Source organism: Nonomuraea sp. NPDC050451 (assembly GCF_044458585.1).
This window is the reverse complement of sequence record NZ_JBITHZ010000006.1, coordinates 158,736-182,161: the sequence shown is the minus strand read 5'-3', so window position 1 is coordinate 182,161 and position 23,426 is coordinate 158,736. Positions and strand designations below refer to the sequence as shown.

20 protein-coding genes and 3 tRNA genes are annotated in these 23,426 nt (G+C 70.1%); 11 read left to right on the top strand and 12 right to left on the bottom strand.

Annotated elements, in window-relative coordinates; genetic code table 11:
- Positions 1–23: 23 nt before the first annotated feature.
- Positions 24–2,531: a DEAD/DEAH box helicase gene (locus ACIBI9_RS21665; protein WP_397224191.1), complete on the top strand. Its 2,508-nt coding sequence runs from the start codon at positions 24–26 to the stop codon at positions 2,529–2,531.
- A 171-nt stretch (positions 2,532–2,702) separates the two neighbouring features.
- Here the strand turns inward: ACIBI9_RS21665 and ACIBI9_RS21660 are convergent, their stop codons facing one another.
- On the bottom strand, positions 2,703–3,266 hold the full coding sequence (locus tag ACIBI9_RS21660; RefSeq protein WP_397223946.1) for a hypothetical protein: 564 nt from the start codon (positions 3,264–3,266) through the stop codon (positions 2,703–2,705).
- Positions 3,267–3,274: 8 nt separating this feature from the next.
- Between ACIBI9_RS21660 and ACIBI9_RS21655 the strand changes: the two genes are divergently transcribed.
- Complete coding sequence (locus ACIBI9_RS21655) at positions 3,275–3,793, top strand: DUF2087 domain-containing protein (protein WP_394501483.1); 519 nt, start codon at positions 3,275–3,277, stop codon at positions 3,791–3,793.
- On the opposite strand, the gene ACIBI9_RS21650 is transcribed toward ACIBI9_RS21655, so the two are convergent.
- Genes ACIBI9_RS21650 through ACIBI9_RS21620 form a run of 7 tightly spaced genes read right to left on the bottom strand, consistent with a single transcriptional unit; the run spans position 3,790 to position 13,262 of the window.
- On the bottom strand, positions 3,790–5,391 hold the full coding sequence (locus tag ACIBI9_RS21650) for a beta-N-acetylhexosaminidase (protein WP_397224190.1): 1,602 nt from the start codon (positions 5,389–5,391) through the stop codon (positions 3,790–3,792). The two genes, ACIBI9_RS21655 and ACIBI9_RS21650, sit on opposite strands and share 4 nt — an antisense overlap.
- Before the next feature lie 5 nt (positions 5,392–5,396).
- Positions 5,397–7,334, bottom strand: a complete 1,938-nt coding sequence (locus ACIBI9_RS21645) for an NPCBM/NEW2 domain-containing protein (protein ID WP_397223945.1) — start codon at positions 7,332–7,334, stop codon at positions 5,397–5,399.
- Between the two features lie 10 nt (positions 7,335–7,344).
- The gene (locus ACIBI9_RS21640; RefSeq protein WP_397223944.1) at positions 7,345–8,889 is read right to left on the bottom strand and encodes an alkaline phosphatase D family protein; all 1,545 of its coding nucleotides are present in this window, start codon (positions 8,887–8,889) and stop codon (positions 7,345–7,347) included.
- A gap of 9 nt (positions 8,890–8,898) precedes the next feature.
- A complete protein-coding gene (locus tag ACIBI9_RS21635; protein WP_397223943.1) occupies positions 8,899–10,197 on the bottom strand; it encodes an ABC transporter substrate-binding protein in 1,299 nt (432 codons plus the stop codon).
- Positions 10,198–10,211: 14 nt separating this feature from the next.
- The gene (locus ACIBI9_RS21630; protein WP_397223942.1) at positions 10,212–11,021 is read right to left on the bottom strand and encodes a carbohydrate ABC transporter permease; all 810 of its coding nucleotides are present in this window, start codon (positions 11,019–11,021) and stop codon (positions 10,212–10,214) included.
- Positions 11,022–11,028: 7 nt separating this feature from the next.
- Entirely contained in the window at positions 11,029–11,964 is a 936-nt protein-coding gene (locus tag ACIBI9_RS21625; protein WP_397223941.1) for a carbohydrate ABC transporter permease, read from the bottom strand.
- A complete protein-coding gene (locus tag ACIBI9_RS21620; RefSeq protein ID WP_397223940.1) occupies positions 11,961–13,262 on the bottom strand; it encodes a glycoside hydrolase family 36 protein in 1,302 nt (433 codons plus the stop codon). Before ACIBI9_RS21620 ends, ACIBI9_RS21625 begins: the two co-directional genes overlap by 4 nt.
- Before the next feature lie 166 nt (positions 13,263–13,428).
- On the opposite strand from ACIBI9_RS21620, the gene ACIBI9_RS21615 reads away from it, so the two are divergent.
- Both ACIBI9_RS21615 and ACIBI9_RS21610 read left to right on the top strand, forming a co-directional pair.
- Complete coding sequence (locus ACIBI9_RS21615) at positions 13,429–14,583, top strand: ROK family protein (protein WP_397223939.1); 1,155 nt, start codon at positions 13,429–13,431, stop codon at positions 14,581–14,583.
- Positions 14,584–14,707: 124 nt separating this feature from the next.
- Positions 14,708–16,231, top strand: a complete 1,524-nt coding sequence (locus ACIBI9_RS21610; RefSeq protein ID WP_397223938.1) for a hypothetical protein — start codon at positions 14,708–14,710, stop codon at positions 16,229–16,231.
- A 172-nt stretch (positions 16,232–16,403) separates the two neighbouring features.
- Here the strand turns inward: ACIBI9_RS21610 and ACIBI9_RS21605 are convergent, their stop codons facing one another.
- A complete protein-coding gene (locus tag ACIBI9_RS21605) occupies positions 16,404–17,375 on the bottom strand; it encodes a helix-turn-helix domain-containing protein (RefSeq protein WP_397223937.1) in 972 nt (323 codons plus the stop codon).
- Between the two features lie 56 nt (positions 17,376–17,431).
- On the opposite strand from ACIBI9_RS21605, the gene ACIBI9_RS21600 reads away from it, so the two are divergent.
- Together ACIBI9_RS21600 and ACIBI9_RS21595 are read left to right on the top strand one after the other, a co-directional pair.
- On the top strand, positions 17,432–18,211 hold the full coding sequence (locus ACIBI9_RS21600; RefSeq protein ID WP_397223936.1) for a phytanoyl-CoA dioxygenase family protein: 780 nt from the start codon (positions 17,432–17,434) through the stop codon (positions 18,209–18,211).
- A gap of 133 nt (positions 18,212–18,344) precedes the next feature.
- Positions 18,345–19,364: an alpha/beta hydrolase gene (locus ACIBI9_RS21595; RefSeq protein WP_397224189.1), complete on the top strand. Its 1,020-nt coding sequence runs from the start codon at positions 18,345–18,347 to the stop codon at positions 19,362–19,364.
- 13 nt (positions 19,365–19,377) lie between these two features.
- Here ACIBI9_RS21595 and dusB read toward each other — a convergent pair whose 3' ends face one another.
- The gene (gene dusB / locus ACIBI9_RS21590; protein ID WP_397223935.1) at positions 19,378–20,490 is read right to left on the bottom strand and encodes a tRNA dihydrouridine synthase DusB; all 1,113 of its coding nucleotides are present in this window, start codon (positions 20,488–20,490) and stop codon (positions 19,378–19,380) included.
- A 79-nt stretch (positions 20,491–20,569) separates the two neighbouring features.
- On the opposite strand from dusB, the gene ACIBI9_RS21585 reads away from it, so the two are divergent.
- From ACIBI9_RS21585 to ACIBI9_RS21570, 4 genes are all read left to right on the top strand, one after another.
- The gene (locus ACIBI9_RS21585) at positions 20,570–21,205 is read left to right on the top strand and encodes an ACT domain-containing protein (protein ID WP_397223934.1); all 636 of its coding nucleotides are present in this window, start codon (positions 20,570–20,572) and stop codon (positions 21,203–21,205) included.
- A 64-nt stretch (positions 21,206–21,269) separates the two neighbouring features.
- Positions 21,270–21,341 (top strand) — tRNA-Gly (locus ACIBI9_RS21580).
- A gap of 18 nt (positions 21,342–21,359) precedes the next feature.
- A tRNA-Cys gene (locus ACIBI9_RS21575) sits at positions 21,360–21,433 on the top strand.
- 1 nt (position 21,434) lies between these two features.
- Positions 21,435–21,509 (top strand) — tRNA-Val (locus tag ACIBI9_RS21570).
- Between the two features lie 260 nt (positions 21,510–21,769).
- Here the strand turns inward: ACIBI9_RS21570 and ACIBI9_RS21565 are convergent.
- Together ACIBI9_RS21565 and ACIBI9_RS21560 are read right to left on the bottom strand one after the other, a co-directional pair.
- Positions 21,770–22,294, bottom strand: a complete 525-nt coding sequence (locus ACIBI9_RS21565; RefSeq protein WP_397223933.1) for a nitroreductase family deazaflavin-dependent oxidoreductase — start codon at positions 22,292–22,294, stop codon at positions 21,770–21,772.
- Positions 22,279–22,674: a hypothetical protein gene (locus ACIBI9_RS21560; RefSeq protein ID WP_397223932.1), complete on the bottom strand. Its 396-nt coding sequence runs from the start codon at positions 22,672–22,674 to the stop codon at positions 22,279–22,281. The genes ACIBI9_RS21565 and ACIBI9_RS21560 overlap by 16 nt, the downstream gene beginning before the upstream one ends.
- Before the next feature lie 132 nt (positions 22,675–22,806).
- Here ACIBI9_RS21560 and ACIBI9_RS21555 point away from each other — a divergent pair, with 132 nt between their 5' ends.
- A complete protein-coding gene (locus tag ACIBI9_RS21555; protein WP_397223931.1) occupies positions 22,807–23,367 on the top strand; it encodes a TetR/AcrR family transcriptional regulator in 561 nt (186 codons plus the stop codon).
- The last annotated feature ends 59 nt before the right edge of the window (positions 23,368–23,426 follow it).

The window sequence follows — 23,426 nt, the reverse complement described above, 5'->3', positions numbered from 1 at the left end:
ACCACACGGCAAACTTCGGCAGGATAGAGAGCGTGAGCCTACTCCTTGACCGCCTGCCCGAAGACATCGACGCCGACCCGGACGCGATCTTCGACGCGTTCGTCCAGTGGAACTCCGAGCGGGGGCTCACTCTCTATCCCGCTCAGGAGGAGGCACTCATCGAGGTCGTCTCCGGCAGCAACCTGATCCTGGCCACCCCGACCGGCTCGGGCAAGTCGCTGGTGGCCGCGGGCGCCCACTTCACGGCGCTGACGCGCGACCAGCGCACCTTCTACACCGCGCCGATCAAGGCTCTGGTGTCGGAGAAGTTCTTCGACCTGTGCGCCATCTTCGGCACCGACAACGTCGGCATGATGACCGGCGACGCCAGCGTCAACCCGGGCGCGCCGATCATCTGCTGCACGGCCGAGATCCTGGCGAACGTGGCTCTGCGCGACGGCGCCGGGGCCGACATCGGCCAGGTCGTCATGGACGAGTTCCACTTCTACGCCGAGCCCGACCGCGGCTGGGCGTGGCAGGTGCCGATTCTGGAGCTGCCCAACGTGCAGTTCATCCTGATGTCGGCCACGCTCGGCGACGTCTCGATGTTCGAGCGCGACCTGACCAGGCGCACCGGCCGGCCGACGTCCGTGGTCAAGCACGCCGAGCGCCCGGTGCCGCTGGTCTACTCCTACCGGATGACGCCCCTGCACGAGACGCTGGAGGAGATGCTCAAGACCGGCCAGGCGCCGGTCTACGTCGTGCACTTCACGCAGGCGGCGGCGATGGAGCGGGCGCAGGCCCTGATGTCCATCAACATGGCGACGAAGGCCGAGAAGGAGGCCATCGCCACGATGATCGGGGGCTTCCGGTTCACGACCCGGTTCGGGCGGGCGCTGTCGCGGCTGGTGCGCCACGGCATCGGCGTGCACCACGCCGGGATGCTGCCGAAGTACCGCCGCCTGGTGGAGCGGCTGGCCCAGGCGGGCCTGCTGAAGGTCATCTGCGGCACCGACACCCTCGGCGTCGGCGTCAACGTGCCGATCAGGACGGTGCTGTTCACGGCGCTGTCCAAGTACGACGGCAACAAGGTGCGGCGGCTGCGCGCCCGCGAGTTCCACCAGATCGCGGGCCGCGCGGGCCGGGCCGGGTTCGACACCATCGGCTACGTCGCCTGCCAGGCCCCCGAGCACGACATCGAGAACGCCAAGGCCCTGGCCAAGATCGGCGACGACCCCAAGCGGCGACGCGGCTACGCGCGCAAGAAGCCGCCGGAGGGGTTCGTGGGCTGGAGCGAGGACACGTTCCAGAAGCTCCAGGAGGCCGAGCCGGAGCCGCTCAACTCCCGCTTCAAGGTCAGCAACGCGATGCTGCTCGCGGTCATCAACCGGCCGGGCGACTGCTTCCAGGCGATGAAGCACCTGCTGACCGACAACCACGAGGACCGCAAGTGGCAGCGGCGGCACATCAGCCAGGCCATCGCGATCTACCGGTCGCTGCTGGCGGGCGGCATCGTGGAGCAGTTCGCCGAGCCCGACGAGCAGGGACGGCGGGCCAGGCTGACGATCGAGCTGCAGGAGGACTTCGCGCTCAACCAGGCGCTGTCCACGTTCGCGCTGGCCGCGTTCGACCTGCTCGACCGCGAGTCGCCGTCGTACGCGCTGGACATCGTCTCGATCGTGGAGTCGATCCTCGACGACCCGCGCCAGATCCTGTCGGCGCAGCTGAAGAAGGCGCGCGGCGAGGCGGTCGCGCAGATGAAGGCCGACGGCATCGAGTACGAAGAGCGCATGGAGCAGCTGGCCGAGGTCATGTACCCGATGCCGCTGGAGGACCTGCTGCTCGGGGCCTACGAGACCTACCGGCGCGGGCACCCGTGGGTGGGCGACTACACGGTCAGCCCGAAGGCCGTCGTGCGTGACATGTACGAGCGGGCGATGACGTTCAGCGAGTACATCCAGTTCTACGAGCTGGCCAGGTCCGAGGGCACGGTGCTGCGCTATCTGGCCGACGCCTACCGGACGCTGTCGCGCACGGTGCCCGAGCACCTCAAGACCGACGATCTGGTCGATCTGATCGAGTGGCTCGGCGAGCTGGTCCGCCAGGTCGACTCCTCGCTGATCGACGAGTGGGAGAAGCTCACCAACCCGGCCGAGGCGCTGGAGAAGAAGGACCAGCTGGAGGCCAAGGTGCGCCCGGTCACGGCCAACCCGCGGGCCTTCCGCGTGCTGGTGCGCAACGCGATGTTCCGGCTGGTCGAGCTGTGCGCCATCGAGAAGGAGGAGGAGCTGGAGGAGCTGGCTCCCGACGTCGACTGGGGCGCGGCGCTGGACGCGTACTACGCCGACCACGAGGAGATCTTCACCGACGCCGACGCGCGCGGGCCCGCGCTGCTGCGGATCGAGGAGGAGAGCGGGCTCTGGAAGGTGCGGCAGACGATCAAGGATCCGGCCGGCGACGGCGACTGGGGCATCGACGCCCAGGTGGATCTGGCGGCCTCCGACGAGGAGGGCCGCGCGGTCCTGCACGTGATCGGCCTCAACAGGCTCTAGAAGCTGCGCTGGGGCTGCCCCCGAAGCCCAATGCAGCCCCAGAAAATGACAAGCCGTGTGCCGGAACGGACTGGCAAGGGCGCCCCGGCACACGCCTGTCGATTAAGTGTCCTCGGTGGAACGTCGGAGTCGTGTCATGACAATGTCCCAAGATCGAGACATTTCCCGCAATCAGCAGTCGGCGATGGTGCAGACCTTGGCGAGCATGCGCTTGGTGTCACTGGTCTGCTGCTTGAAGTCGGCCTTGGCGGGCTTGCCCCACTCGCCGGCCACGGTGTAGAGGACCAGGGCGTTCCCGCGGCGGGTCACGATGGCCCGCTCGCCGCCGACGGCGGCCTTCTTGCCCTGGTAGGCCTGGCCGGTGACCTTCAGCCCCTCGTCGCCGAGGTCCATCGCGACGGCGGAGTAGCGGTAGCCGGACCTGGAGCAGGCGCGTACGGCGGCGCCCAGGTCGCGCAGGGCCTTGCCCGCGGCCTCGGCCGTCACGTAGAGGATCACCTGCTCGGACTTGGAGTAGTCGGGCACCGCGGTGTAGGTGAGCGTCCTGGCCTGAGCGCGGCCCGGCTGGGCGAGCTTGGCCTTCTGGCACGGGTTGACGACCAGGGCGGCGGACTTCTTGCCGCTGGCCGTCCAGCTCGTCTCGGGGTTGTCGTCCTTCGTGGCGGCGGCCTTCTCGTACAGCAGGAAGTTGTTCGGGATGGCGAGCGCGACCGCGACTAACAGCGCTGGGATCATGCGACAAAATGGTAGGGGTGAACGACGAAGACCTCAGGCGCGTGCTCGGCCTGCTCTCTCAGGACGACACGTTACGGACCTTCGCCTCCCTGGTGCTGGGCGAGACCGACGACCTGTCCCCCAAGGCGCTGCGCAAGCTGGCCGGCGGCGGCCTGGCGGCGTGTGACGAGAGCGGCAAGTGGCGGGCCGCGCCCGAGCGGTTCAGGGAGCTGCTGCGGGCGCGGGCCGAGCCGGCGCAGGCGCTGAGCGCCGATGAGCGGGTGCTGCGCACGTTCCTCGTGGACGGGCGGCTGACGACCATGGGGATGCGCCGCGACAAGCGGCTCGTGGTGCTGCGCTACATCGCCACGCTGTTCGAGCCGGGCGTGCGCTACCCGGAGAAGGACGTCAACGTGACGCTGCGGGCCTTCCACGACGACTACGCGGCGCTGCGCCGCTACCTGGTGGACGAGGGGCTGCTGTCCAGGGAGGGCAACGTCTACTGGCGCAGCGGCGGCCCCGTGGATATCGGCACAGTGGAGATCTAGCGGCGCAGGTTGCTGGTCCAGGCGTCTACTTTGGCCTGCCAGCGCTCCGGATCCTCCGGCCGCCCCGGCACGCCGGGCCGGGTCTGCCAGGGCAGCGGTCCGTCCTCGTGCCGGTACTCCACGCCGATCGCCTCCAGCCGGGGCAGGTGCGCCGCCAGCCGCCTGCGGAAGTCGGCCAGGTCGCGCTCGGGAGAGCTCCACACCGTCTCGGAGAAGGCCGTGAGCCGCGGGAAGGCCATGTAGTCCGCGTGCCGGGCGGAGTCGATCAGCTCCGTCCACAGGCAGCACTGCGCGCCCAGCACGCGGGCGGCCGCCGGTTCGCCGCGCAGGTCGGCGGGCACGGGCTCGAAGGCGTAGACGTCCTCCAGCGCCAGCACCGTCCCGAACGGGACCGGCTCCTCCTCCCCCGGCCCCTGCCGGTAGTCCAGGTAGAGGCTGGTGTTCGAGCAGTTGATCACGTCGTGGCCCCTCCTGGCGGCGGTCACCGCGCCCAGCTCGCCGCGCCAGGACGCGACCACCGCGCCGGGCGCGAGGCCGCCCTCCAGGATCTCGTCCCAGCCGACGAGCCTGCGGCCGCGTGCCGTCAGGTAGGCGTCGAACTGGTGGATGAACCAGCTCTGCAGCTCCTCCTCGTCCCGCAGCCCCAGCTCGGCGATGCGCCGCTGCGCCGCTGGGCTGGCCCGCCACTGGTCCTTGCGACACTCGTCGCCGCCCAGCACGACGTACGGGCTGGGGAACAGCTCGAGCACCTCGTCCAGCACGTTCTGGAAGAACTTGATCGTGCTGTCCTCGACGTTGAGCACGTTGTGGCCGACGCCCCAGGTCGTGCGCACCTCCAGGGGTGTGTCGAGGTTGCCCAGCTCCGGGTAGGCGGCGATGGCGGCCTGGGTGTGGCCGGGCAGGTCGATCTCGGGGACCACCGTCACGTGCCGCGCGGCGGCGTAGGCGACGATCTCCCTGATGTCGTCCTGGGTGTAGTAGCCGCCGTGCGGGCGGCCGTCCATGGGGCCGTCCCAGCCGGTCTGGCTCTCCCTGCGCCAGGAGCCGGCCTCGGTCAGCCTCGGGTAGCGGCGGATCTCGACCCGCCAGCCCTGGTCGTCGGTGAGGTGCAGGTGCAGGACGTTCAGCTTGTGCAGGGCCAGCAGGTCGATGAAGCGGAGCACGTCCCGCTTGACCATGAAATGCCGGGCGACGTCGAGGAGGGCCCCGCGCCACCCGAACCTGGGCGCGTCCTCGACGTACGCACCGGGCACCTCGAAGGGGCCGCCCCCGGCCTTCCTGAAGGCGGCGGGCGGCAGCAGCTGCCTGAACGTCTGCGCCCCGTAGAAGGCCCCGGCGGGCCCGCCCGCGACGATCTCCACCGTGGAGCCGACGGTCAGCCGGTACGCCTCCGGCGGCAGGTCGCCGAGCGCCAGGGTGATCGTTCCCGAGCCCCTCGGCAGCAGCTCGCCACCGGCGATGGGGGCGAGCTCGCCGCGCAGCCAGGCGGCCACCTCGCCGAGCGCCGGGTCGGCGGCGAGCGAGGTCTCGCGGTCGAGTACGAACGCCCCTGGCCTGGGCTCCTGCTTGACGGGCTTGGGAACGATCAACAACGGCAGACTCCTTACTTGCAGGTGATAACGGCGTCGGCGAAGTCGGCGTGGTCGGAGGTCGCGTTGTCGCCTCCGTTGGTCGCGACCAGCCGGACATATCTGGCGCCCTCGACGGACGCGGTGACCTTGCGGGCGGGCATGGCGCCGGTGAGCACGCCCGAGTGGGCGACCCGGCCGCCGTCGGCCCAGACCTCGAAGTCGGCCGAGCCCGCCGCGCCGACCTCGTCGTCGATCCCGGCCTGGAACTCGACGGTCGAGCAGCGCCCGGCGAGGTAGTACTCGATCTCGGCGGGCGCGTGGGCGCCGAGGCCCTTGGCGTAGGTGACGCCCTCGATGGTGATCGGCCTGCCGTCGCCGGCCGCCTTGTCACCGTTGCTGGTGTCCTTCTCGACCGGGCCGAAGTAGTTCTTGGCGCTGGTCCAGGCCACGTCGCTGAGGGAGGTTCGCCCCGGGCCGGGCACCGTCGCGACCGTCACGACCGCCACGGCGCTCTGCGTGCCCTGGGTGAAGGTGAGCTCGTAGTTCCCCGGCGTCGTGCCGGCGGACGGGGTGACGGCCCACTTCACAGTGAGCGTCTCGCCGCCGTCGAGCCGGCTCGCCCTGGTGGGCGTGCGCGCGGCGACCTGCCACCCGTCCGGTACGCGGGCCGCGACCTCGACGTCGCGCAGCCGTGCGGTGCCCCCGGTGTTGGTGACCCGGGTGACGATCTCGCCGGCCTTGCCCGGCTCCAGCACCGAGGGCCGGTCGTCGCCGAGGAACGCGGGCGGGTCGGCCTCGAACGTCACCAGCGGCGGCGCCTGCTCGCGGCTCTCGCTCACCCGGTAGAGCAGCGCCCCGTGCGCGGGGACCTGGGCCGAGAGCTCGCCCTTGGACGAGGCGACCGCGCCGCTCCACAGCTCCTCGACCCGGTAACGCGAACCGCCGAGCCGGGTGGCGATGGTGGCCGCCCGGTCGCTCTCGTTGAACAGCGCGATGGCCCGGTCGCCGTTGGCCAGCGGCTTGGACAGCACGTGGTACCAGCCGTCGGTCTTGACGAACGTGCCGTGGACGCCCAGCGAGTCCTGGTTCACGGCGACGACCTTGGGGTTGGCCACGACCGAGGGCGGCGCGGCGGCCGGGTCGGCCTGCAGGATCAGCGGCGCGGCGCCGACGGCCCAGAGGGTGAACTGGGCGCGGTACTCGGTCTCGGTCATCCCGCCGCGCCCGGCCTGGATCAGATCGGGGTCGGCCCAGCTGCCCGGGCCCGCGTACTCGGCCCTGAGCTGGTTGGTCTCCCAGATGTCCACCATCGTGGCGTAGGTGTCGGGGATGGGGCGGTTGTAGACGTTCGTCCGCCAGGTGGTGGCGCCCGCGCCCTTGCCCCAGAGCCACGGCACGGTGCTGCCGTCCTCGTTGTTCATGGCGAACACGACGTCCGCGCCGAGGGCCTGGCGCATGCGCGGATAGAGGACCTGGGCGATCTGCTGCACGTTCTGGCCGGGGAAGTCGGCCGTGGGGATGCTGCACCAGTCGTACTTGACGTAGTCGACGCCCCAGCCCTTGAGCTGCTCGGCGTCGGCGGCCTCGCTCTTGTACGAGCCGGGGCCGCCGCCGGAGCACGCCTTGGTGCCCGCCGACAGGCTGAGCCCCAGCTTCATGCCCTTGCCGTGGACGTAGTCGGCCAGGGCCTTGACGCCGCCGGGGAAGCGGGTGGCGTCCGGGGCGAGGGCGCCGCCCGCGCGCTGCGTGGCCAGCCAGCAGTCGTCGACGATGACGTACCGGTAGCCGAGCGGGACGAGGGGCACGAGGGCGTCGGCGGCCTTGCGTACCGACGACTCAGAGACCGAGCAGCCGAGCGAGCGGCTGCTCCAGCCCATCGGCGGGCCCGCCGCCGCTTCGGCGGTGCCGGCTAACGGCACGAAGGGCACGGCGAGGAGGGCCGCCGCGGCGGCGGCCGTGAGGATGCGCATGGGAGTCCTGTCAGGCGGGGTTCAGTCTGGCGGTGCCCGGCTCGACGACGAAGGAGCCGGAGGTGTAGGCGGGGGCGTACGGCTCCGTGACGCGTGACAGCGACCGGAAGTCGACCTTCATCTCCTGCTGCGTGAGCTTGGTGCGCACGTAGCCACGGCGGCCGTTGAAGAACTTCACGTGCGGGTTCTCGTTGAGCAGCACCTGCGTGTTGGGGTATTCGTCCAGTCCGTTGCCGGCGCTCGTCACCGAGGTGGTCACCAGCTCGACGGCCACGGACTTCGACTCCGGGTCCTGGTAGTCGCGCTTGACCTCGCCGGCCCAGTGGCTGTGCACGTCGCCGGTGAGCACGACGGCGTTGCGCTTGTAGGTGTCGATGGCGGCCGTCAGGCGGTTGCGGGAGGCGACGTAGCCGTCCCAGCCCTCGTTGGAGTAGCCCTTGCCCTCGCCGTTCGTCCAGTCCATCTCCATGAGGAAGACCTGCTGGCCGAGCAGGTCCCAGGTGGCGCGCGAGCCCTTCAGCTCGCCGTCCAGCCAGGCCTCCTGGTCGCGGCCCAGGATCGTGCGGTTCGGCTCCAGGCGGTCGAGGCAGTCGGGACCGACGGTGCCGCTCTTGCCGGTGCACGCGTACAGGTCGCGGTACTGGCGGGTGTCGAGCAGGTGCAGGTTGGCGACCGCGCCCCAGCGGATGCTGCGGTAGAGCTTGAGCGCCGAGCCGTTGGGCTTCTGGGCGCGGCGCAGCGGCATGTTCTCGTAGTACGCCTGGAAGGCGGCGGCCCGGCGCGCGAGGAACGGCGGGTCGGGCTGCTCGGGCACGTCGCCGGCCCAGGCGTTCTCGATGTCGTGGTCGTCCCACACCACGACCCAGGGGGCGATGGCGTGGGCCAGCTGTGACTCGGGGTCGGCCTTGTGCTGGGCATGGCGTAACCGGTATCCGGCCAGGTCGAGGCACTCGCCGCCGGCCTGGTCGCGGACCGGGTACTTGTAGTCGCCGTACTCGTAGATGTAGTCGCCGAGGAAGGCGATCAGGTCGGGCTGGTCCTCGGCCATCCTGCGGTACGGCGTGAACCAGCCCACCTGGTAGTCGGCGCAGGAGGTGAACGACAGGTTCAGAGCGCGGCCGCGGGTGCCGGGGGCGGGGGCGGTGAGGGTGCGGCCGGCGGGGCTGATCTCGCCCTCGGCCTTGAAGCGGTAGAAGTACTCGGCGCCCGGTTGGAGGCCGTCGAGCTCGACGTGCACGCTGTGGGCCGCGTCAGTGCGGGCGACCTCGACGCCGCGCCGTACGACGTGCCGGAAGTTCTCGTCCTTGGCGAGCTGCCACTGGACCGGCACCGGCCGGTCCGGCATGCCGCCGAGGCCGTCGAGGGCGACCGGGTTCATGGCGAGCCGGGTCCACAGGACCACGCCGCCGGGCGTGGGCTCGCCCGAGGCGACGCCGAGCTGGAAGGGGTCGGAGAGAGGGGCGCGCCGGACGGCCGCGCGCACGGGTTCGGCACCCAGTGCGGCGGAAATGCCCAGGCTCGCGCCCCCGGCGAACAGAGAACGCCGGGTGATCATGGAGGTCCTTTACTTGACGGTGGCGTTGCCTTCGGCGACGGCCTGGTCGGCGGCGGCCTTGGGAGTGAGCTTGCCGAGGTACATCTCGTTGAAGATCTGGTTGAGCTTGGTCTCGAAGCCGGTGAAGCCGGTGGTGACCGGCAGCGGGAAGGTCGAGCCCGCGGCCTCCTGCTCGAAGGGCGTGACGTCGATCTTCTTGGCCTTCCAGTGGTCGACGTAGCCCTGGCTGAGGCCGTTGAGCGCGGGGAAGACGTAGCCGCCGTCGGCCATCATCTTCTGCGGCTCCTGGGTGCCGAGGTATTCGGCCAGCTTCATGGCCTCCTTGGGGTGCTTGCTCTTGGCGTAGACGGCCTCGGCCAGGCCGTTCAGGTTGACCGAGCGGCCCTGCGGCCCCTCGGGCATGGCCGCGACGCCCATCTCGAACGTGGCCTCCGGCGCCACGAACGGCAGCAGCGCGTTGTTGGCGGGGAACATCGCGACCTTGCCCGCCTTGAACATGTCGGTGACCTTGCCGGTGGGCGGGTTCGTCTGGGTGGCGGGCGGGGAGACGTGGTGCTTGTTGACCAGGTCCACGCCGAACTGCAGCGCCTCGACCGACGCCGGGTCGTTGAAGGCGTACTTGCCGAAGGGCTTGTCGACGAGCTTGCCGCCGTTCGAGCTGACCCAGTTCATCCACTGCGTCTGGTAGTGGTTCCAGGAGGCGAAGCCGTACGTCTTGACCTTGGCGGGGTCGAAGCCCGCGTCGCCGGGGTGCTTGCCGGCCTCGTCCACGGTGAGCTTGCGCGCCGTGTCGAGGAAGGTGCCGGTGCCGTCCTTGGCCCAGGTCAGCTTGTCGGGCATCTCGACGCCGGCCTGCTTGAACAGGTCCTTGTTGTAGAGCAGGCCGACGATGCCCCAGTCCTTCGGGACGCCGTAGAGCTTGTTCTCGTAGGTGAAGGAGCCGACGACGGTCTGGTGGTACTTCGACCCGTCGACCTGGACCGGCGACAGGACGCCCTTGGTGACGTACTCGGGGAACTGGGTGGGGGTCATCCAGAACACGTCCGGCGCGGTGCCCGCGACGACGTCGGCGGTGAGCTTCGTCCAGTACTGGTCGTACGGGAGCAGTTCGATGTTGACGTGGATGCCGGGGTTGGCCTTCTCGAAGGCCGCCATGACCTTCTCGTAGCCGACCTTCTGCTGGTCGTCCCAGAGCCGGTACGTCAACGTGACCTGATCTGACTCGCCGCCGCCGCCCGAACCGCAGGAGGTGAGGGCGAGCAGGGCGGCGCCGAGCAGCGCCCAGCGAATCGGGGGGTTGCGCAACATTCGCTGACCTCTTCTTACTTGAGACCTGTGAGGACCACGGATCTGACGATGTGCTTCTGGAAGAAGATGAAGATGGCCACCATCGGGACCAGCGCGATCAGGCTGCCGGCCATCATGAGGTTGTAGTCGACGCCGATGCCCTGCTTGAGCGTGGCGATGGCCACCGTGATGACCTTGGTGTCGTCGCCGCTGGTGATGATCAGCGGCCAGAGGAAGCTGTTCCAGGACGAGATCACGGTGATGATCGCCAGCGTGCCGAGCGCCGGGCGGCAGAGCGGGAGCATGACGCGCAGGAGGATCGTCAGCGGGCCCGCCCCGTCGATCCGCGCCGCCTCTTCAAGACCCGCGGGCAGGGTCTTGAAGAACTGCCGCATGAGGAAGATCCCGTACGGGGTGCCGAGCACGTACGGGGCGAGCAGGCCGTACCAGGTGTTGACCAGGTCCAGCTGCCGCATGATCAGGAACAGCGGGATCATGGTGACGGCGCTGGGCACCATCATCGTGGCCACGAACAGCCAGAACAGCGCGTCCCTGCCCCTGAACCGGAGCCGGGCGAACGCGTACGCGGCGAACGTGGTGAACACCAGTTGCCCGGCCGTCAGCAGCGCCGTCATCACGGCCGTGTTGAGCAGGTAGCGGGGGAAGTCGCCGGCCAGCATCTTGGCCAGGTTGTCCGTGGTCGGCGGCAGCCCCGGCAGCCACGGGGCCGTCTCGCTGAGCTGCCCCTGCGTCTTGAACGCGGTCAGGACCACGAGCAGGTACGGGAAGACGGAGATGAACGCACCGATGGCGAGCACGGCGTACAGGAGGATTCGCTTGGCCATGGGTCTCTCAGCTCAGGTCGTAGGTGGTGCGCTTGCCGAAGAACCTGACCTGCGCCATCGTCACCAGGAAGATGATCAGGAAGAGCAGCGTCGACAGCGTGGCCGCGTAGCCGAAGTCGAACTCCTTGAACGCGGTCTGGTAGATCCGGAAGTTCAGCACCTCGGTGGTGTGGCTGGGGCCGCCGTCCGTCATCGCGAACACCGTGTCGAACACCTGGAAGGCGCCGATCAGGTTCGTCACGCTGACGAAGAACATCGTGGGGTTGAGCAGCGGCAGCGTGACCCGCCAGAACCGCTGGGCCGGGGTCGCGCCGTCGGTCTCGGCCGCGTCGTGCAGCTCCTTCGGGATGCCCTGCAGGCCGGCCAGGAAGAACAGCATGTTGTAGCCGGTGTACTGCCAGATGCTGACCAGCGCGACGGCGGGCAGCGCCCACGTGGGGTCGGACAGCCAGTCGGGGCCGGTGACGCCGACCAGGGCGAGCGCGCTGTTGATGGCGCCGTCGCGGGGGTCGAAGATCCAGTTCCAGATCAGGGCGAGGACGATGGGCGTGGCCATCCACGGGACCACGAAGAGCGAGCGGTAGAACCTGACGCCCTTGATGCGCTGGTTGAGCAGCAGGGCGAGGGTCAGGGCGAGCACGGTCTGGAGCGGGATGCACAGCAGGACGTACGCGACCGTCACCCCGAGCGAGTGCCACGCCTGCCCGTCCCCCGCCAGCCGGCGGTAGTTGTCCAGCCCGACGAACTCGGGGGACGAGAGCAGCTCCCAGTCGAAGAGGCTGAGAACGAGCACGATGAGCATCGGGAGCAGCAGGAACGCGATCACCCCGAACAGGCTGGGGCCGACGAAGAGGTAGGCGTGCCAGCCGCTCCCCCGCCTGCGCCGCCCCTTCGCCGGCTTGACGTCCGCCACCAGGCTGCCGCGCGCGGTGTGGCTGGTCACGAGGGGTCCGTCGCCGTCGGGACCATGAGACGCCGGGTCGTCTCCAGGCCCCAGTCGTCCAGCGCCGCGATCGGGTCGCTCGACCCGCGCAGCCCGCCCGTGCCGGCGATGTGCGCGGCCCACTCCTCCCGCGCCTCCACCTCGGGGCGCAGGATGATGCAGTCGGGGTCGTTCACCCACCAGCGGGCGTGCAGGAACTCGCGGGCCGCGCCCGTGAGCCGGGCCCCGAGCTGGGACGGCTGGCTGATGTCGCCGGACTTGGGCTGCAGGGTGGGCGCGATGTCCGGGCTGACCCGCATGACGTCGACCAGGCCGATGCTGGGCAGCATGGGCGCGCCGCACCCGTGCAGGGTGGCGTCCGCGCCCGCGCCCCTGCGGATCAGCTCCAGGCCCCGCCGGTACGCGGCGATCGGGTCGAGGTCCTCGTGCCGCCCGCCCGCGAGGGCTCCCGCGTAGATGAAGTCGAGCTTGAAGTGGCTGATGCCCATGGCCCTGAACGTGCGGAAGACGTCGACGAGATGCTCGGCCGCCTCCGGGTTGGTGACGTCGAGCACGGCCAGCTCCTGGTCCCACATGCGCCCGGCGTACGCGCCCTGGACCAGCCAGTCGGGGTGCTCGCGGAAGATCCGGCTGCGGTGGCCGACGAGGAACGGCGCGGTCCAGATCCCGGCCCGCCGCCCGGCGCCCGTGACGGCGTCCACGGCCCGCGCCAGCGAGCCGAACTCCGGCCGTCCCTCCAGCCAGTCGCCGATCTCGGCCTCGTAGCCGTCGTCGACGAGGAACATGTCGGCGCCCAGGCCGAGGCGTTCGGAGTGCTGGAGGTTCTCGATGACGTCGGCGTCGGTGACCTTGTCCCAGTAGCCGTACCAGGTGCACCACATGGGCGGGACGGCGGGGAAGGTCCGCTTCTCCGTCATGGTGTCCGCCCAGTCGCGCAGGGCCCGGTCCAGGCCGCCTTCGGCGCGGTGGTGGCGTACCGGGCCGTCGGCGGAGATCACCAGGCGGCCGCCCTCCTCACGCGCCCTGATCGAGGGCACCTGGAGGGGGCTGGGCGCGGACCAGAGCTCGACTGACCCGTCTCCGGGCTCGACGGCCAGCAGCCCCTCGCCCTGGAACACCCCCTGGGGGATGGGGGTCTCGGGGCGGTAGGCGAGGATCTGGATGGTTTCATCGGCGGGCCGGGGCGGGGTGTCCGTCAGGCGGTACGCGCCGGTGGGGCTCCACGACTGCCAGCCGTGCTCGAACACCCGCGCCTCGCCAGGGCCGCACCTGATCTCGCCGATGTCTTCGAACGACATCCTCAATCCTCTCGACTTACGAAGGAGCGCTTCATTAGTAGCACCGGCCTTCGGGTGGGGTCAATGACGGATTTTTGCCGTCGTAACAGGAGATGTAGGGGGCGCGTACAGCCGTCAATCGCTGGCATAATCTCTGGTTACAGAGGAGACCTACTTAAGGACGGCGATGGCGGACGTTCGCGGCGGCGACCTGTCCCGGCTGCGGCAGCTCAACTCGCTGACGGCCATCCGGGAGCTGCGCAGGGCGGGGCCGCTCACCCTGTCGGCGCTCGCCGAGCGCACCGGCCTGTCCAGGCCGTCCATGAAGGAGGTCACCGACGAGCTCATGGGCCTGGGCTGGGTGGAGGAGGTGCCGCCGAGCCCCGGCACGATGGGCCGGCCGGCCCGCCGCTACCGCTTCCGCGCCGACAGCGGCTACCTGGTCGGGGTGGACATAGGGGGTCACAACATCCGGGCCGCCCTGTCCGACCTGGACGGCGAGATCCTCGCCGAGACCCGGCAGCCGGTGCTGCCCGACGACCCGATCGAGGAGCGCCTGGCGGCGATCGAGCGCGCCGTCTCCGGCTGCCTGGCGCTCAGCCGCACGTCGGTCTCCGACCTGTGGATGATCTCGGTCGGCACGGTCGGCGTGATCGACGTCGAGGGCCGCGTCATCTACTCGGCCGCCGTGCCCGCCTGGCGCGACCTCGACCTCGCGGGCAAGATGCGCGAGATGTTCCCCTGCCAGATCCTCATCGAGAACGACAGCCGCCTGGCCGCCATGGCCGAGACCCGGCGCGGGGTGGCCAAGGGCGCCAGGGACGTGGTGTTCCTGCACGTCGGCCGGCGCATGGGAGCCGGCTTGATCATCGGCGGGAAGGTGCACAGGGGGTTCGGGGCGGCGGCCGGGGAGATCTCCATGCTGCCCGAGGCCCGCTGGTTCGACCCCGCCGAGCACCTCAACACCTGCCCGTCCCTCCCCGAGGGCACGCCGCCCGAGGACGCGGCCGGGTGGACGCTGGCCGCCGCCCGCAACGGGGACCCGGTGGCGCTCACCGCCGTCGAGCGGTACGTGGACGACCTCGCGGTGGGCACGGCCGCCATGGTGCTCATCCTGGACCCGCAGATGGTGGTGCTGGGGGGCGGCTTCTCCCGCTCCTCCGACGTGCTGCTGGGGCGGCTGCGGGAGCGGTTGGAGCGTACGTGCATGCGGATGCCGGAGGTGCGAGCTTCCACGTTGGGGGACGAGTGCGTGGTGGTGGGAGCCATCGACTACGCGGTCGACCACCTCGACGACCAGCTCTTCACCCCCGACAAGGGCCCCCTCCCCGTCACCCGCTGACGGGGTTGTGGCCCGCTGACGCCCGCCCTCCGCCTCCGCCTTCGACGATGCCGGATCCCAGGTTCCAGCCGGGTCGCAGCCGCTGCGACCGTGCTGGAACCGGGTCCCGCGTACAACCGTCGCCATGAGTTCATCCACGCCCTACCGATCCAGCCGACGGGCCGGGCAGGACCGTTTCCCTCAGTTGCTGCGCGCGGAGTGGACCAAGTTCCGTACCGCGCGCGGCTGGGCGCTCGCCATGGCGGCCTCCGTGCTGGTCACCGTGTCGCTCGGACTGCTGGTCGCCGGGGGCGCCCGCAGCACCTGCGTGACCGGGAAGGGGGAGGGCCCCTGCCCCGCGCCGTTGGTGGGACCCGATGGCACGGCGGTGAAGGACAAGTACTACTTCGTGCACCAGCCGCTCAAGGGGAACGGCAGCATCACCGCCCGCGTGTCGGACATGACCGGGCAGATCCGGCTGCCGGACGCCGTACCCGGGGTGCGCAACGTCAAGGAGGGAGTGGTGCCGTGGGCCAAGGCCGGGCTCCTCGTCAGGCAGAGCCTCAAACAGGGCACACCGTACGCCGCCGTCATGCTCACCGGAGATCACGGCGTGCGGATGCAGTACAACTTCACCCACGACGTGGCCGGCGGTCCGCACAATGGCCCCCAGTGGCTGCGGCTGACCAGGTCGGGCGACACCATCACCGGCTACGAGTCCGACGACGGCAAGACGTGGACCGAGGTCAGCACAGTCGAACTGACCGGGCTGCCGGAGACGGTCGAGATCGGGCTGTTCGCCACCTCGCCAGGCGTCCTGTGGGACATGGCGAAAGCCTTCGCCCAGGCCACCGCCACCTTCGACCAGATCACGCTGCAGGGCGCGAACGGTTCGTGGCGCCGCGACGACGTCGGCGTCTCCATGGAGTCCGACGGCAAGACCCCGCATCACCCGGGCGGGGTCGTCGAGTCCGGCGACAAGCTCATCGTGACCGGGGGCGGTGACATCGGGCCCGCCACGGTGGAGGGCGGTGTGCGCGCCGACCTCATGCTGATCGGCGGGGCCGTGGGACTGATCCCGGTGCTCGTGGCTGCGGTCACGTTCTTCACGGTGGAACACCGGCGGGGGCTCCTCGGGACCGGTACGGCCGAGCCGCATCCGGCGCGGCTGCTGGCGGCCAAGGCCGTGGTGGTCGGCGCGGTCGCGTTCGTGGCGGGGCTGGTGGCCTCGGGGGTCGTGATTCCTGTCGGCCTGGCGATGTTGCGCGCGAATCAGAACCCGGTTCAGCCGATCACCCTGGTGACCGAGTTGCGGGTGATCGTCGGCTACGCGGCGCTGACCGCGGCCGCCACCGTGCTGGCTCTGGGCCTCGCCGCGCTGGTCAAGCGGGGCATCGTCGCCATCGGGCTGGCCATCGCGCTGGTCGTCGTGCCCTACCTGCTGGCGACCGCGGGCCTGGCGCCATGGCTGCTGATGATCACCCCTGCCGCCGGGTTCGCGATCACGCAGAGCGTCCCCACGTTCGCGCACGTGGACGTGCACCTGTCACTGCTCGGAGGCTATTACCCGCTCCCACCGTGGGCGGGTCTGACCGTGACCTGCGGATATGCCGCCATCGCCCTCGGGGCGGCGATGGCCGTACCCCGCCGGAAGGTTCCGCTCGCCTGAAGGTGCAGCATCTGCACCCAAACGTCGTCCGCCCATTCGGCGGCCCTACTCCCCCACCGGCGCTTCACCCCTCGCACCCGCCGCCTAGCTACGGCGCCACGCCAGCGACCACCGCCCGCTTCCCTCCGCCTCCCCATCACCCCGGGCGCAGAACCGGGCGTCCCGCCGTAGATCAGGAGTGCGGGCGGAGGCGGGCGCGGTAGTCGCGGGGTGGCAGGCCGTACTGGCGGCTGAAGGCCCGGCTGAAGTGGAACGGGCTGACGAAGCCGGACGCCGCCGCCACCTGCCCCACGTCCAGGTCCGTCACCTCCAGCAGGCTCGCGGCGTGCCGTACCCGCGCCTCTCGCACGGCCTGCATCGGGCTGCGCCCGGTCTCGGCGGCGAACAGGTGGGCGAAGCGGGACGGCGAGAGCGCGACGGCACGCGCGAGCGAGGCGACCGAGTGGGCCGCGCCGGGCTCGGCGGCGATGAGCGCGAGCACCCGGCGTACCCGCTCGTCGCCCTCCTCCGGCCGCCGCACCCCCTCGGGCCGCGCGGACGCGGTGGCCAGGACGAGCGCCTCCTCGACGGCCCCCAGCACCAGCTCCCGCGCCGGCCCCGCCAGGACGACGGCGGGCAGCCGCGCCTCGGCAGGAGCCGGTACGGAACGGCACGCCTCAGCAGGGGCCACGGCACGACCGGGCGCGTCGGGGAGGGGCGCGTCGGCAGAGGCCGAGGGAGGAACGGGCGCGTCCGGCACCCACGCGGCCGGCACCCATCGGGCGTCCTGGAGCGCGCGCTCGAACGCCAGTCCCATCCGCCCGTGCACGCCCGCCGGCACGCCCCCGACCAGATGGCACCCGTCACCCCGGGCAAAAGGCCCCAGCCAGGCCGCCCACGAGGGACGGGGCTGGAAGTGCACCCACCAGAACCGCCACCGCTCCGCGCCCGGCAGCACCCGGTAGTACTGCGACACCCCGGACCCGAGCACCGCCAGGTCCCCCGCCCGGACCTCGAACGACGCCCCGCCCTGCGCCACGAACCCCGCCCCCGCCTCCGTCCACAGCAGCAGCCAGCTCGGCGACCCGGTGGGACGGCGCGTGGCGTACCCGGGCGCCTTGTCGTAGTGGCCGACGATCGTCAGCTCGGCAGCAGGAACAGACATGTCCTCAGCGGTCACAGGCATACCGTTCCACGATCCCGCTCTCTAGCGTGGGAAACATGAGGCTCAACGACTTCCACGATCAGGGGTACTTGCTGGTGCCCGGTCTCCTCGCCCCGGAAGAGGTGGCCGAGCTGCGCGACGGGTTCATGGCGCTGCACGCCAAGGGGCCGATCCCGGGCCACTTCGCCCCGCAGCCGCAGGAACCCGGCCGGCCGTACGACATCCTCCGTGACTACCCGCGGATCATGCACCCCCATCAGGTGAACGACCTGGCCCTGCGGTATCTGCTCGACACGCGCATCGCCGCGATTCTCCGCGACATCCTAGGAGAGGAGCCGATAGCAGCCCAGAGCATGTTCTACTTCAAGCCGCCGGGCGCCAGGGGCCAGGCGCTGCACCAGGACAACTTCTACCTCCGGGTCGAGCCGGGCACGTGCGTGGCCGCATGGGTGGCGCTCGACAAGGTGGACCGGGCGAACGGCGGCCTCGAGGTCGTGCCGGGGACGCATCTCATGGACCTGTTCTGCCCGGAGGAGGCTGATCAGGACATCTCGTTCACCAGGGAGTACGTGCCGCCGCCGCCCGGCCTGACGAAGGTGCCGGTGGACATGGAGCCCGGCGACGTGCTGTTCTTCAACGGCAGCCTGGTGCACGGCTCGGAGCCGAACAGCACGGCCGACCGCTTCAGGCGCAGCTTCATCTGCCATTACGTGGGGCGCTCGGCCGAGCGGATCGCCGAGTACTACCCGACGCTCACGATGTCGGGCGAACCCGTCCGGCTGGAAACGTCCGTGGGCGGCGGCCCCTGCGGCACCGAGATCACCGGCCCGCACTAGAACCGACCTCACGCCGTGGCGAGCGGAGCGCGGCTGCCTCCGCTCCCGTCCTGATCGCTGCATGCCTGCCGTACCGTATGCTGTACGGTACACCGTACGACAACGGCGGTGCGCGAGAGGACGAAGTGTGAACATGACGGCGAAGTGGCGAGCCGGGGCCGCAGGCATGAGCGTGATCGCGGCACTGGCGGCCGGGACGGGAGTCGCGGCGGACGACTCCGGCCCCCCACGCTGCGAGCAGATCTCCGTGGCCGTGCCACTCACCGCGGGCGGCCTCCTGGACCAGCGGATGGCCGGCACCCTCTGCCGGCCCCGCGGCGCCGCCCAGGCGATCCAGATCCTGGTCCCCGGCGGCACGTACGACCGGTCCTACTGGCTACGACGCGGCGGAGACGGGCCGTCGTTCGCCGAGACCATGGTGCGGGGCGGGTACGCCGTCCTGGCCGTCGACCGGCTCGGGTCCGGACGCAGCTCCTGGCCGTCCGGGGCCGACATGCGGCCGGACAGCCACCAGGCGTCGCTCCACCAGGTGGTGCTCGCCGCCCGTCAGGGCAGGCTCGACGGGCAGCCGTACAGGCGCGTCGTCGCCGTCGGCAACTCCGTCGGCTCCACGATCATCCGCGGCGTCCAGATCCGCCATCCGGACGCGCTGGACGGCATCATCCTGACCGGCGAGTCCAGCACCCCGAACGAGCGCGCCTTCGAGGAGTTCTCGGCGGCGATCCACCCGGCCGCCCAGGACCCGCGCCTGGCCGCGCGCCGGTTGGACGAGGCGTACTACACCACCCGCCCCGGCACCCGCGGCGACTGGTTCTACCATCGGCCGGGCGCGCGGCCCGCCGTCATCGCCCGTGACGAGGCGACGAAGGAGCCGGACACGTTCCTGGAGTCCCTCCCGCCCGTCTCCGACAACCGCCTCATCCGCGTACCCACCATGATCATGGTCGGCCGGTACGACCGGCTGCTCTGCGGCGAGGGCGCCACGGACTGCACGAGCACGGCGGCCCTGCAGGCGCAGCAGAAGCGTTGGTACCCGAACGCCCCCTTGGAGGCGACGGTGATCCCCGGCACCGGCCACGTCCTCACCCTGCACCGCACCGCGCCGTCCTCATCCGCCCAGGCCCTCGACTGGGTCAGGCGGAACATCCGCTGACCGCCGGGACGGCTCAACCGCCGGAGATGTCGGACTCCGCGTCGCCGTCGGGGACCACGCAGTCCCAGGGGTCGTCCAGCCATCCGTCCGGCAGCAGCACCTTGGCCCGCTCCCCCGACTTCCCCCGAGGCGTGTCCGTGTTCGGCGGCCAGGGCTGGTCGTGCTCCAGCTTCGACAGCCCTTCTCGCAGCCCGTCGAGCGACTCGGCCGTGGCCAGCTCGCGCCGCAGCTCGCTTCCGACCGTGAACCCCTTCAGATACCACCCGACGTGCTTGCGGAAGTCGGCGACGGCGTAGCGCTCGATGTCGAAGCACTCGGTCAGCCCCTCGGCGTGCCTGGCCATCACCTCGGCGACCTCGCCGAGCGTGGGCCGGGCCCGCTCGGGGCTGCCGTTGAACGCGTTCTCCAGATCCTTGAACAGCCACGGCCGCCCCAGGCAGCCCCGCCCGACCACCACGCCGTCGCACCCGGTACGCGCCACCATGCGCAGGGCGTCGTCGGCGCACCAGATGTCGCCGTTCCCGAGCACGGGGATCTCCGGTACGGCCTCCTTCAGCCGGGCGATGGCCTCCCAGTCGGCCACGCCCCCGTAGTGCTGCTTGGCCGTACGGGCGTGCAGCGCGATCGCCGCGACACCCTCCTCGGCCGCGATCCGCCCCGCGTCGAGATACGTCAGGTGATCGTCGTCGATCCCCTTGCGCATCTTCATCGTCACGGGCAACGACCCCGCGTTGGCCACCGCCTCCCGCAGGATCCGCCGCAGCAGATTCCTCTTGTACGGCAGCGCGGACCCACCCCCGCGCCTGGTCACCTTGGGCACGGGGCAGCCGAAGTTGAGGTCGATGTGATCGGCCAGGTCCTCCTCGGCGATCATCTTGGCCGCCCGCCCCACGACGTCGGGATCCACCCCGTACAGCTGGATGCTCCTGGGCTGCTCCGACTCCGCGAACCTGATCATCCGCAGCGTCTTCGGGTTACGCTCGACCAGCCCGCGCGTCGTGATCATCTCGCAGACGAACAGGCCCGCGCCCTGCTCCCTGCACAGCACCCGGAACGGCGCGTTCGTGATGCCCGCCATCGGCGCCAGCACCACGGGCGGCCAAACCCCAATCGGCCCAATCTTCACTCGATCAGTTGTAGCGCAGGTCAGGCCGTAACCGGTATTCGCGGATAGGCTGTTATTCGCATCTTCAGGGGAGGGATGGATGCTTCTTCGTGTACGGGTGGCGCTGCCCGACAAGCCGGGTTCACTCGCACAGGTGACCAGGGCCCTGGGGGCGTCGGGGGCCGACATCACGCAGGTGACCGTGCTCGACCGGGGCGCCGGCACGGCCGTCGACGACATCACGATCTTCTGCGCGGAGAGCACGCCCAGGCAGTCGCTGGTCAAGAGCCTGGAGACGGTGGAGGGAGTGGCGGTCGAGGGCATCTGGACCACCCGCGAGGCACCGGGCACGTACCCTGAGCTGGAGATCCTCAAGTACATCACCACGGCCGGCGACCGGGCACTCACCACGCTCATCGACTCGCTCCCGGTCCTCTTCAGCGCCGACTGGGCCGCCACGGCGGCGGATCGGCGCGTCGTCTACGCCAGCTGGCGCGCCCCGAAAGACCTGGTCGTCCCGGAGGAGACCCCGTCCCGCCCGACGGCCGTCACCCTCGAGAAGGGGCTGCACGTCATCCACGCCCCGCTGCCGCCGCTGGCCCTCTCCCTCCTCCTGGCCCGCTCGGAGGGCCCCGCCTTCCACCGCATCGAGGTCCACCGCCTCACCCGCATCCTGGAGATCTTCCTCAGCCTGCCCGCCACGGAGCGGAGCGTGGCACGCCAGCTCCGCAAGTAGGCGCACAGCCCGCTTCACGTAACCAACCGGTCGGCGGACGCGCTAGAGTTGTCGAGGCAGCAACGCGGAAGTGGCTCAGTGGTAGAGCATCACCTTGCCAAGGTGAGGGTCGCGGGTTCGAATCCCGTCTTCCGCTCGGGAGAAGATTTGACTCGCTGGAGTGGCCGAGAGGCGAGGCAGCGGCCTGCAAAGCCGTCCACACGGGTTCAAATCCCGTCTCCAGCTCCACGGACGATTAGCTCAGCGGGAGAGCGCTTCCCTGACACGGAAGAGGTCACTGGTTCAATCCCAGTATCGTCCACCATGCTTCACAGCAGACCAGGCCCCAGCTCACGGCGTATGCCGGGAGTCTGGGGCTTCTTGTTGTTCCTGGTTGACCATGGGTGTTGTCAGCACGGGTGCTGACTTCGTGCTGACCCGATTCAGTGGCCTCTCTTGATGACCGGCGCACGTTCGGAGCAGTGGAGGCCGTCATGGCGCTACGGTTCATCGGCACGGGTTCGTGGCTGCGACGCGCTGCTTGTATCGCGTGGCGGCGTGCCTTGTATGGGGTTGTCAAGCGAACTATGAGAGCAGCTCCGCCCCGCGCCGGAGGATCCGGAAAACAGGATGGTTGGGGGCGATCTTGCGGAATTCCGACAGCGGCGCCGTCGGAGTGAGTCCGAGGTGGGGTCTGGCTCCGGGCGCGATGGCCAGGTAGCCGCGGAGGATCTCGGCGCGATGCTCGGGCGGGACTTGCACCAGCATGATCGGGATCTCGCGACCTCGGCGGCCGAGAACGGCCCGGCCGCCGGCGGCTCGGACGTTTCGCACCCAGTTCGCATCCGGCCCGAGCATCGACACGAGGTAATCGGCGCCCCGGTGTTTCGCGACCGCAACAGGCACCGAGGTGAGCTTGCCGCTGTTGCGTCCTGCCACCTTGAGCACTGCGGCCCGGCGCGGCGACAGTAACCCGGTCCGATACAGCATCACGTCGAGACGGTTCGCCAGCCGCATCACCGCGTCGGCCCGCCCGCCCCGGTACATGAAGCGCTTGAGCGACCACACCCACCGCCCGATGGACCGAAGCGTCATCACGCCCTTCTCCACAGCGGCACCACTGCTGCGAGTCCGGCGACGCAGGGAAGCACCTGAATCCAGCCCACCAGTGGCGCGAGTCCGACCTGACCGTTGACGTCCTGGACGGTGAGGCCCGCCACCGCGATGACGGCCGCGATCGCGAGCAGCCCGGACGCCAGCCAGCGGGCCCAGCCCTTGCCCACGCGGACCGCCCAGACAGTGGCGAACCAGCCGAGGAGTCCTATTGCTCCCACCACGGCCACGATCACCGTGTACGCGGTGACGGCGCCGCCGATCTCCTCCGGTCCGTATGCGGGGTATCCCGCTCTGAGGTGGTCCGCCAGGGCCGGCTGGTCGATGAGCGGGAAGAGGGCTGCGATCAGAGTCAGTACGGCTCCGCCAAACATCATCCCGAGAGCTACTTGCTTGGTTGTCATGGCGAAGCCCTTCGTGACAGTCACTTTCAATAGAGAGTCACTGTACAAGATGTTTTCAGCGAGTCCAATGTCATTTGGGAGTGACTTTCTGATAGCCTTCGTGGCGTGAGCGGACTTCGTGAGCGCCAACGGCTCCAAGCCATGCGCACCATCCAGGAACGCGCACTCGATCTGTTCGACGAGCGGGGGTTCGGCGCCGTCACGATCGAGGAGATCGCGGCCGCGGCCGAGGTCTCGCCGTCATCGGTGTATCGCTACTTCGGCACCAAGGAAGCGCTCATCGTCGCCGACGAGTTCGACGCCATGAGCCCGGAGATGCTCGAAGAGCTCCTGGATCCCGCGGATCCGGTCGAAAGCCTGCTCCGAGCTGTTCGTGCGTACGAGCAGGAAGGAAATCCGTGGCGCAGGGTCCGTTACTTCTTCGCAGAACCGTCGGTGCGGATGGCCGTCTGTGCCACCCTCGACCGAGCGAGCCAGCGGATCGCGCCGAGCCTCGCCTCGGCCGGAAAGCTGACCGAAACGCAGGCGCGGGTGACCGCGAACGCCCTGGCTTTCGGCTATTTCGCCGCGCTCGAGCAGTGGTATCTGGGCGGGGGCGACCGGCCTATCGCCGACTACGTCGAGGAAGGCACGCGCCCGTTGCGTGCGCTCTGGTCGCCTGCGTGACGATCAGACGGATGGCCACGCATTGGACCCTCGCTCTCTTTGGGTTTGAAACCAGTCCC

What these genes read in the sequence shown, in the direction of transcription:
- ACIBI9_RS21615 (WP_397223939.1), top strand. Translation starts at nt 13,429, where the DNA reads ATGGCGGACGTTCGCGGCGGCGACCTGTCCCGGCTGCGGCAGCTCAAC.
- ACIBI9_RS21655 (WP_394501483.1), top strand. Translation starts at nt 3,275, where the DNA reads ATGGTAGGGGTGAACGACGAAGACCTCAGGCGCGTGCTCGGCCTGCTC.
- ACIBI9_RS21560 (WP_397223932.1), bottom strand. Translation starts at nt 22,674, where the DNA reads ATGATGTTTGGCGGAGCCGTACTGACTCTGATCGCAGCCCTCTTCCCG.
- ACIBI9_RS21630 (WP_397223942.1), bottom strand. Translation starts at nt 11,021, where the DNA reads ATGGCCAAGCGAATCCTCCTGTACGCCGTGCTCGCCATCGGTGCGTTC.
- ACIBI9_RS21620 (WP_397223940.1), bottom strand. Translation starts at nt 13,262, where the DNA reads ATGTCGTTCGAAGACATCGGCGAGATCAGGTGCGGCCCTGGCGAGGCG.
- ACIBI9_RS21595 (WP_397224189.1), top strand. Translation starts at nt 18,345, where the DNA reads ATGACGGCGAAGTGGCGAGCCGGGGCCGCAGGCATGAGCGTGATCGCG.
- ACIBI9_RS21585 (WP_397223934.1), top strand. Translation starts at nt 20,570, where the DNA reads ATGCTTCTTCGTGTACGGGTGGCGCTGCCCGACAAGCCGGGTTCACTC.
- ACIBI9_RS21600 (WP_397223936.1), top strand. Translation starts at nt 17,432, where the DNA reads ATGAGGCTCAACGACTTCCACGATCAGGGGTACTTGCTGGTGCCCGGT.
- ACIBI9_RS21660 (WP_397223946.1), bottom strand. Translation starts at nt 3,266, where the DNA reads ATGATCCCAGCGCTGTTAGTCGCGGTCGCGCTCGCCATCCCGAACAAC.
- ACIBI9_RS21645 (WP_397223945.1), bottom strand. Translation starts at nt 7,334, where the DNA reads ATGCGCATCCTCACGGCCGCCGCCGCGGCGGCCCTCCTCGCCGTGCCC.
- ACIBI9_RS21605 (WP_397223937.1), bottom strand. Translation starts at nt 17,375, where the DNA reads ATGTCTGTTCCTGCTGCCGAGCTGACGATCGTCGGCCACTACGACAAG.
- ACIBI9_RS21640 (WP_397223944.1), bottom strand. Translation starts at nt 8,889, where the DNA reads ATGATCACCCGGCGTTCTCTGTTCGCCGGGGGCGCGAGCCTGGGCATT.
- ACIBI9_RS21635 (WP_397223943.1), bottom strand. Translation starts at nt 10,197, where the DNA reads ATGTTGCGCAACCCCCCGATTCGCTGGGCGCTGCTCGGCGCCGCCCTG.
- ACIBI9_RS21610 (WP_397223938.1), top strand. Translation starts at nt 14,708, where the DNA reads ATGAGTTCATCCACGCCCTACCGATCCAGCCGACGGGCCGGGCAGGAC.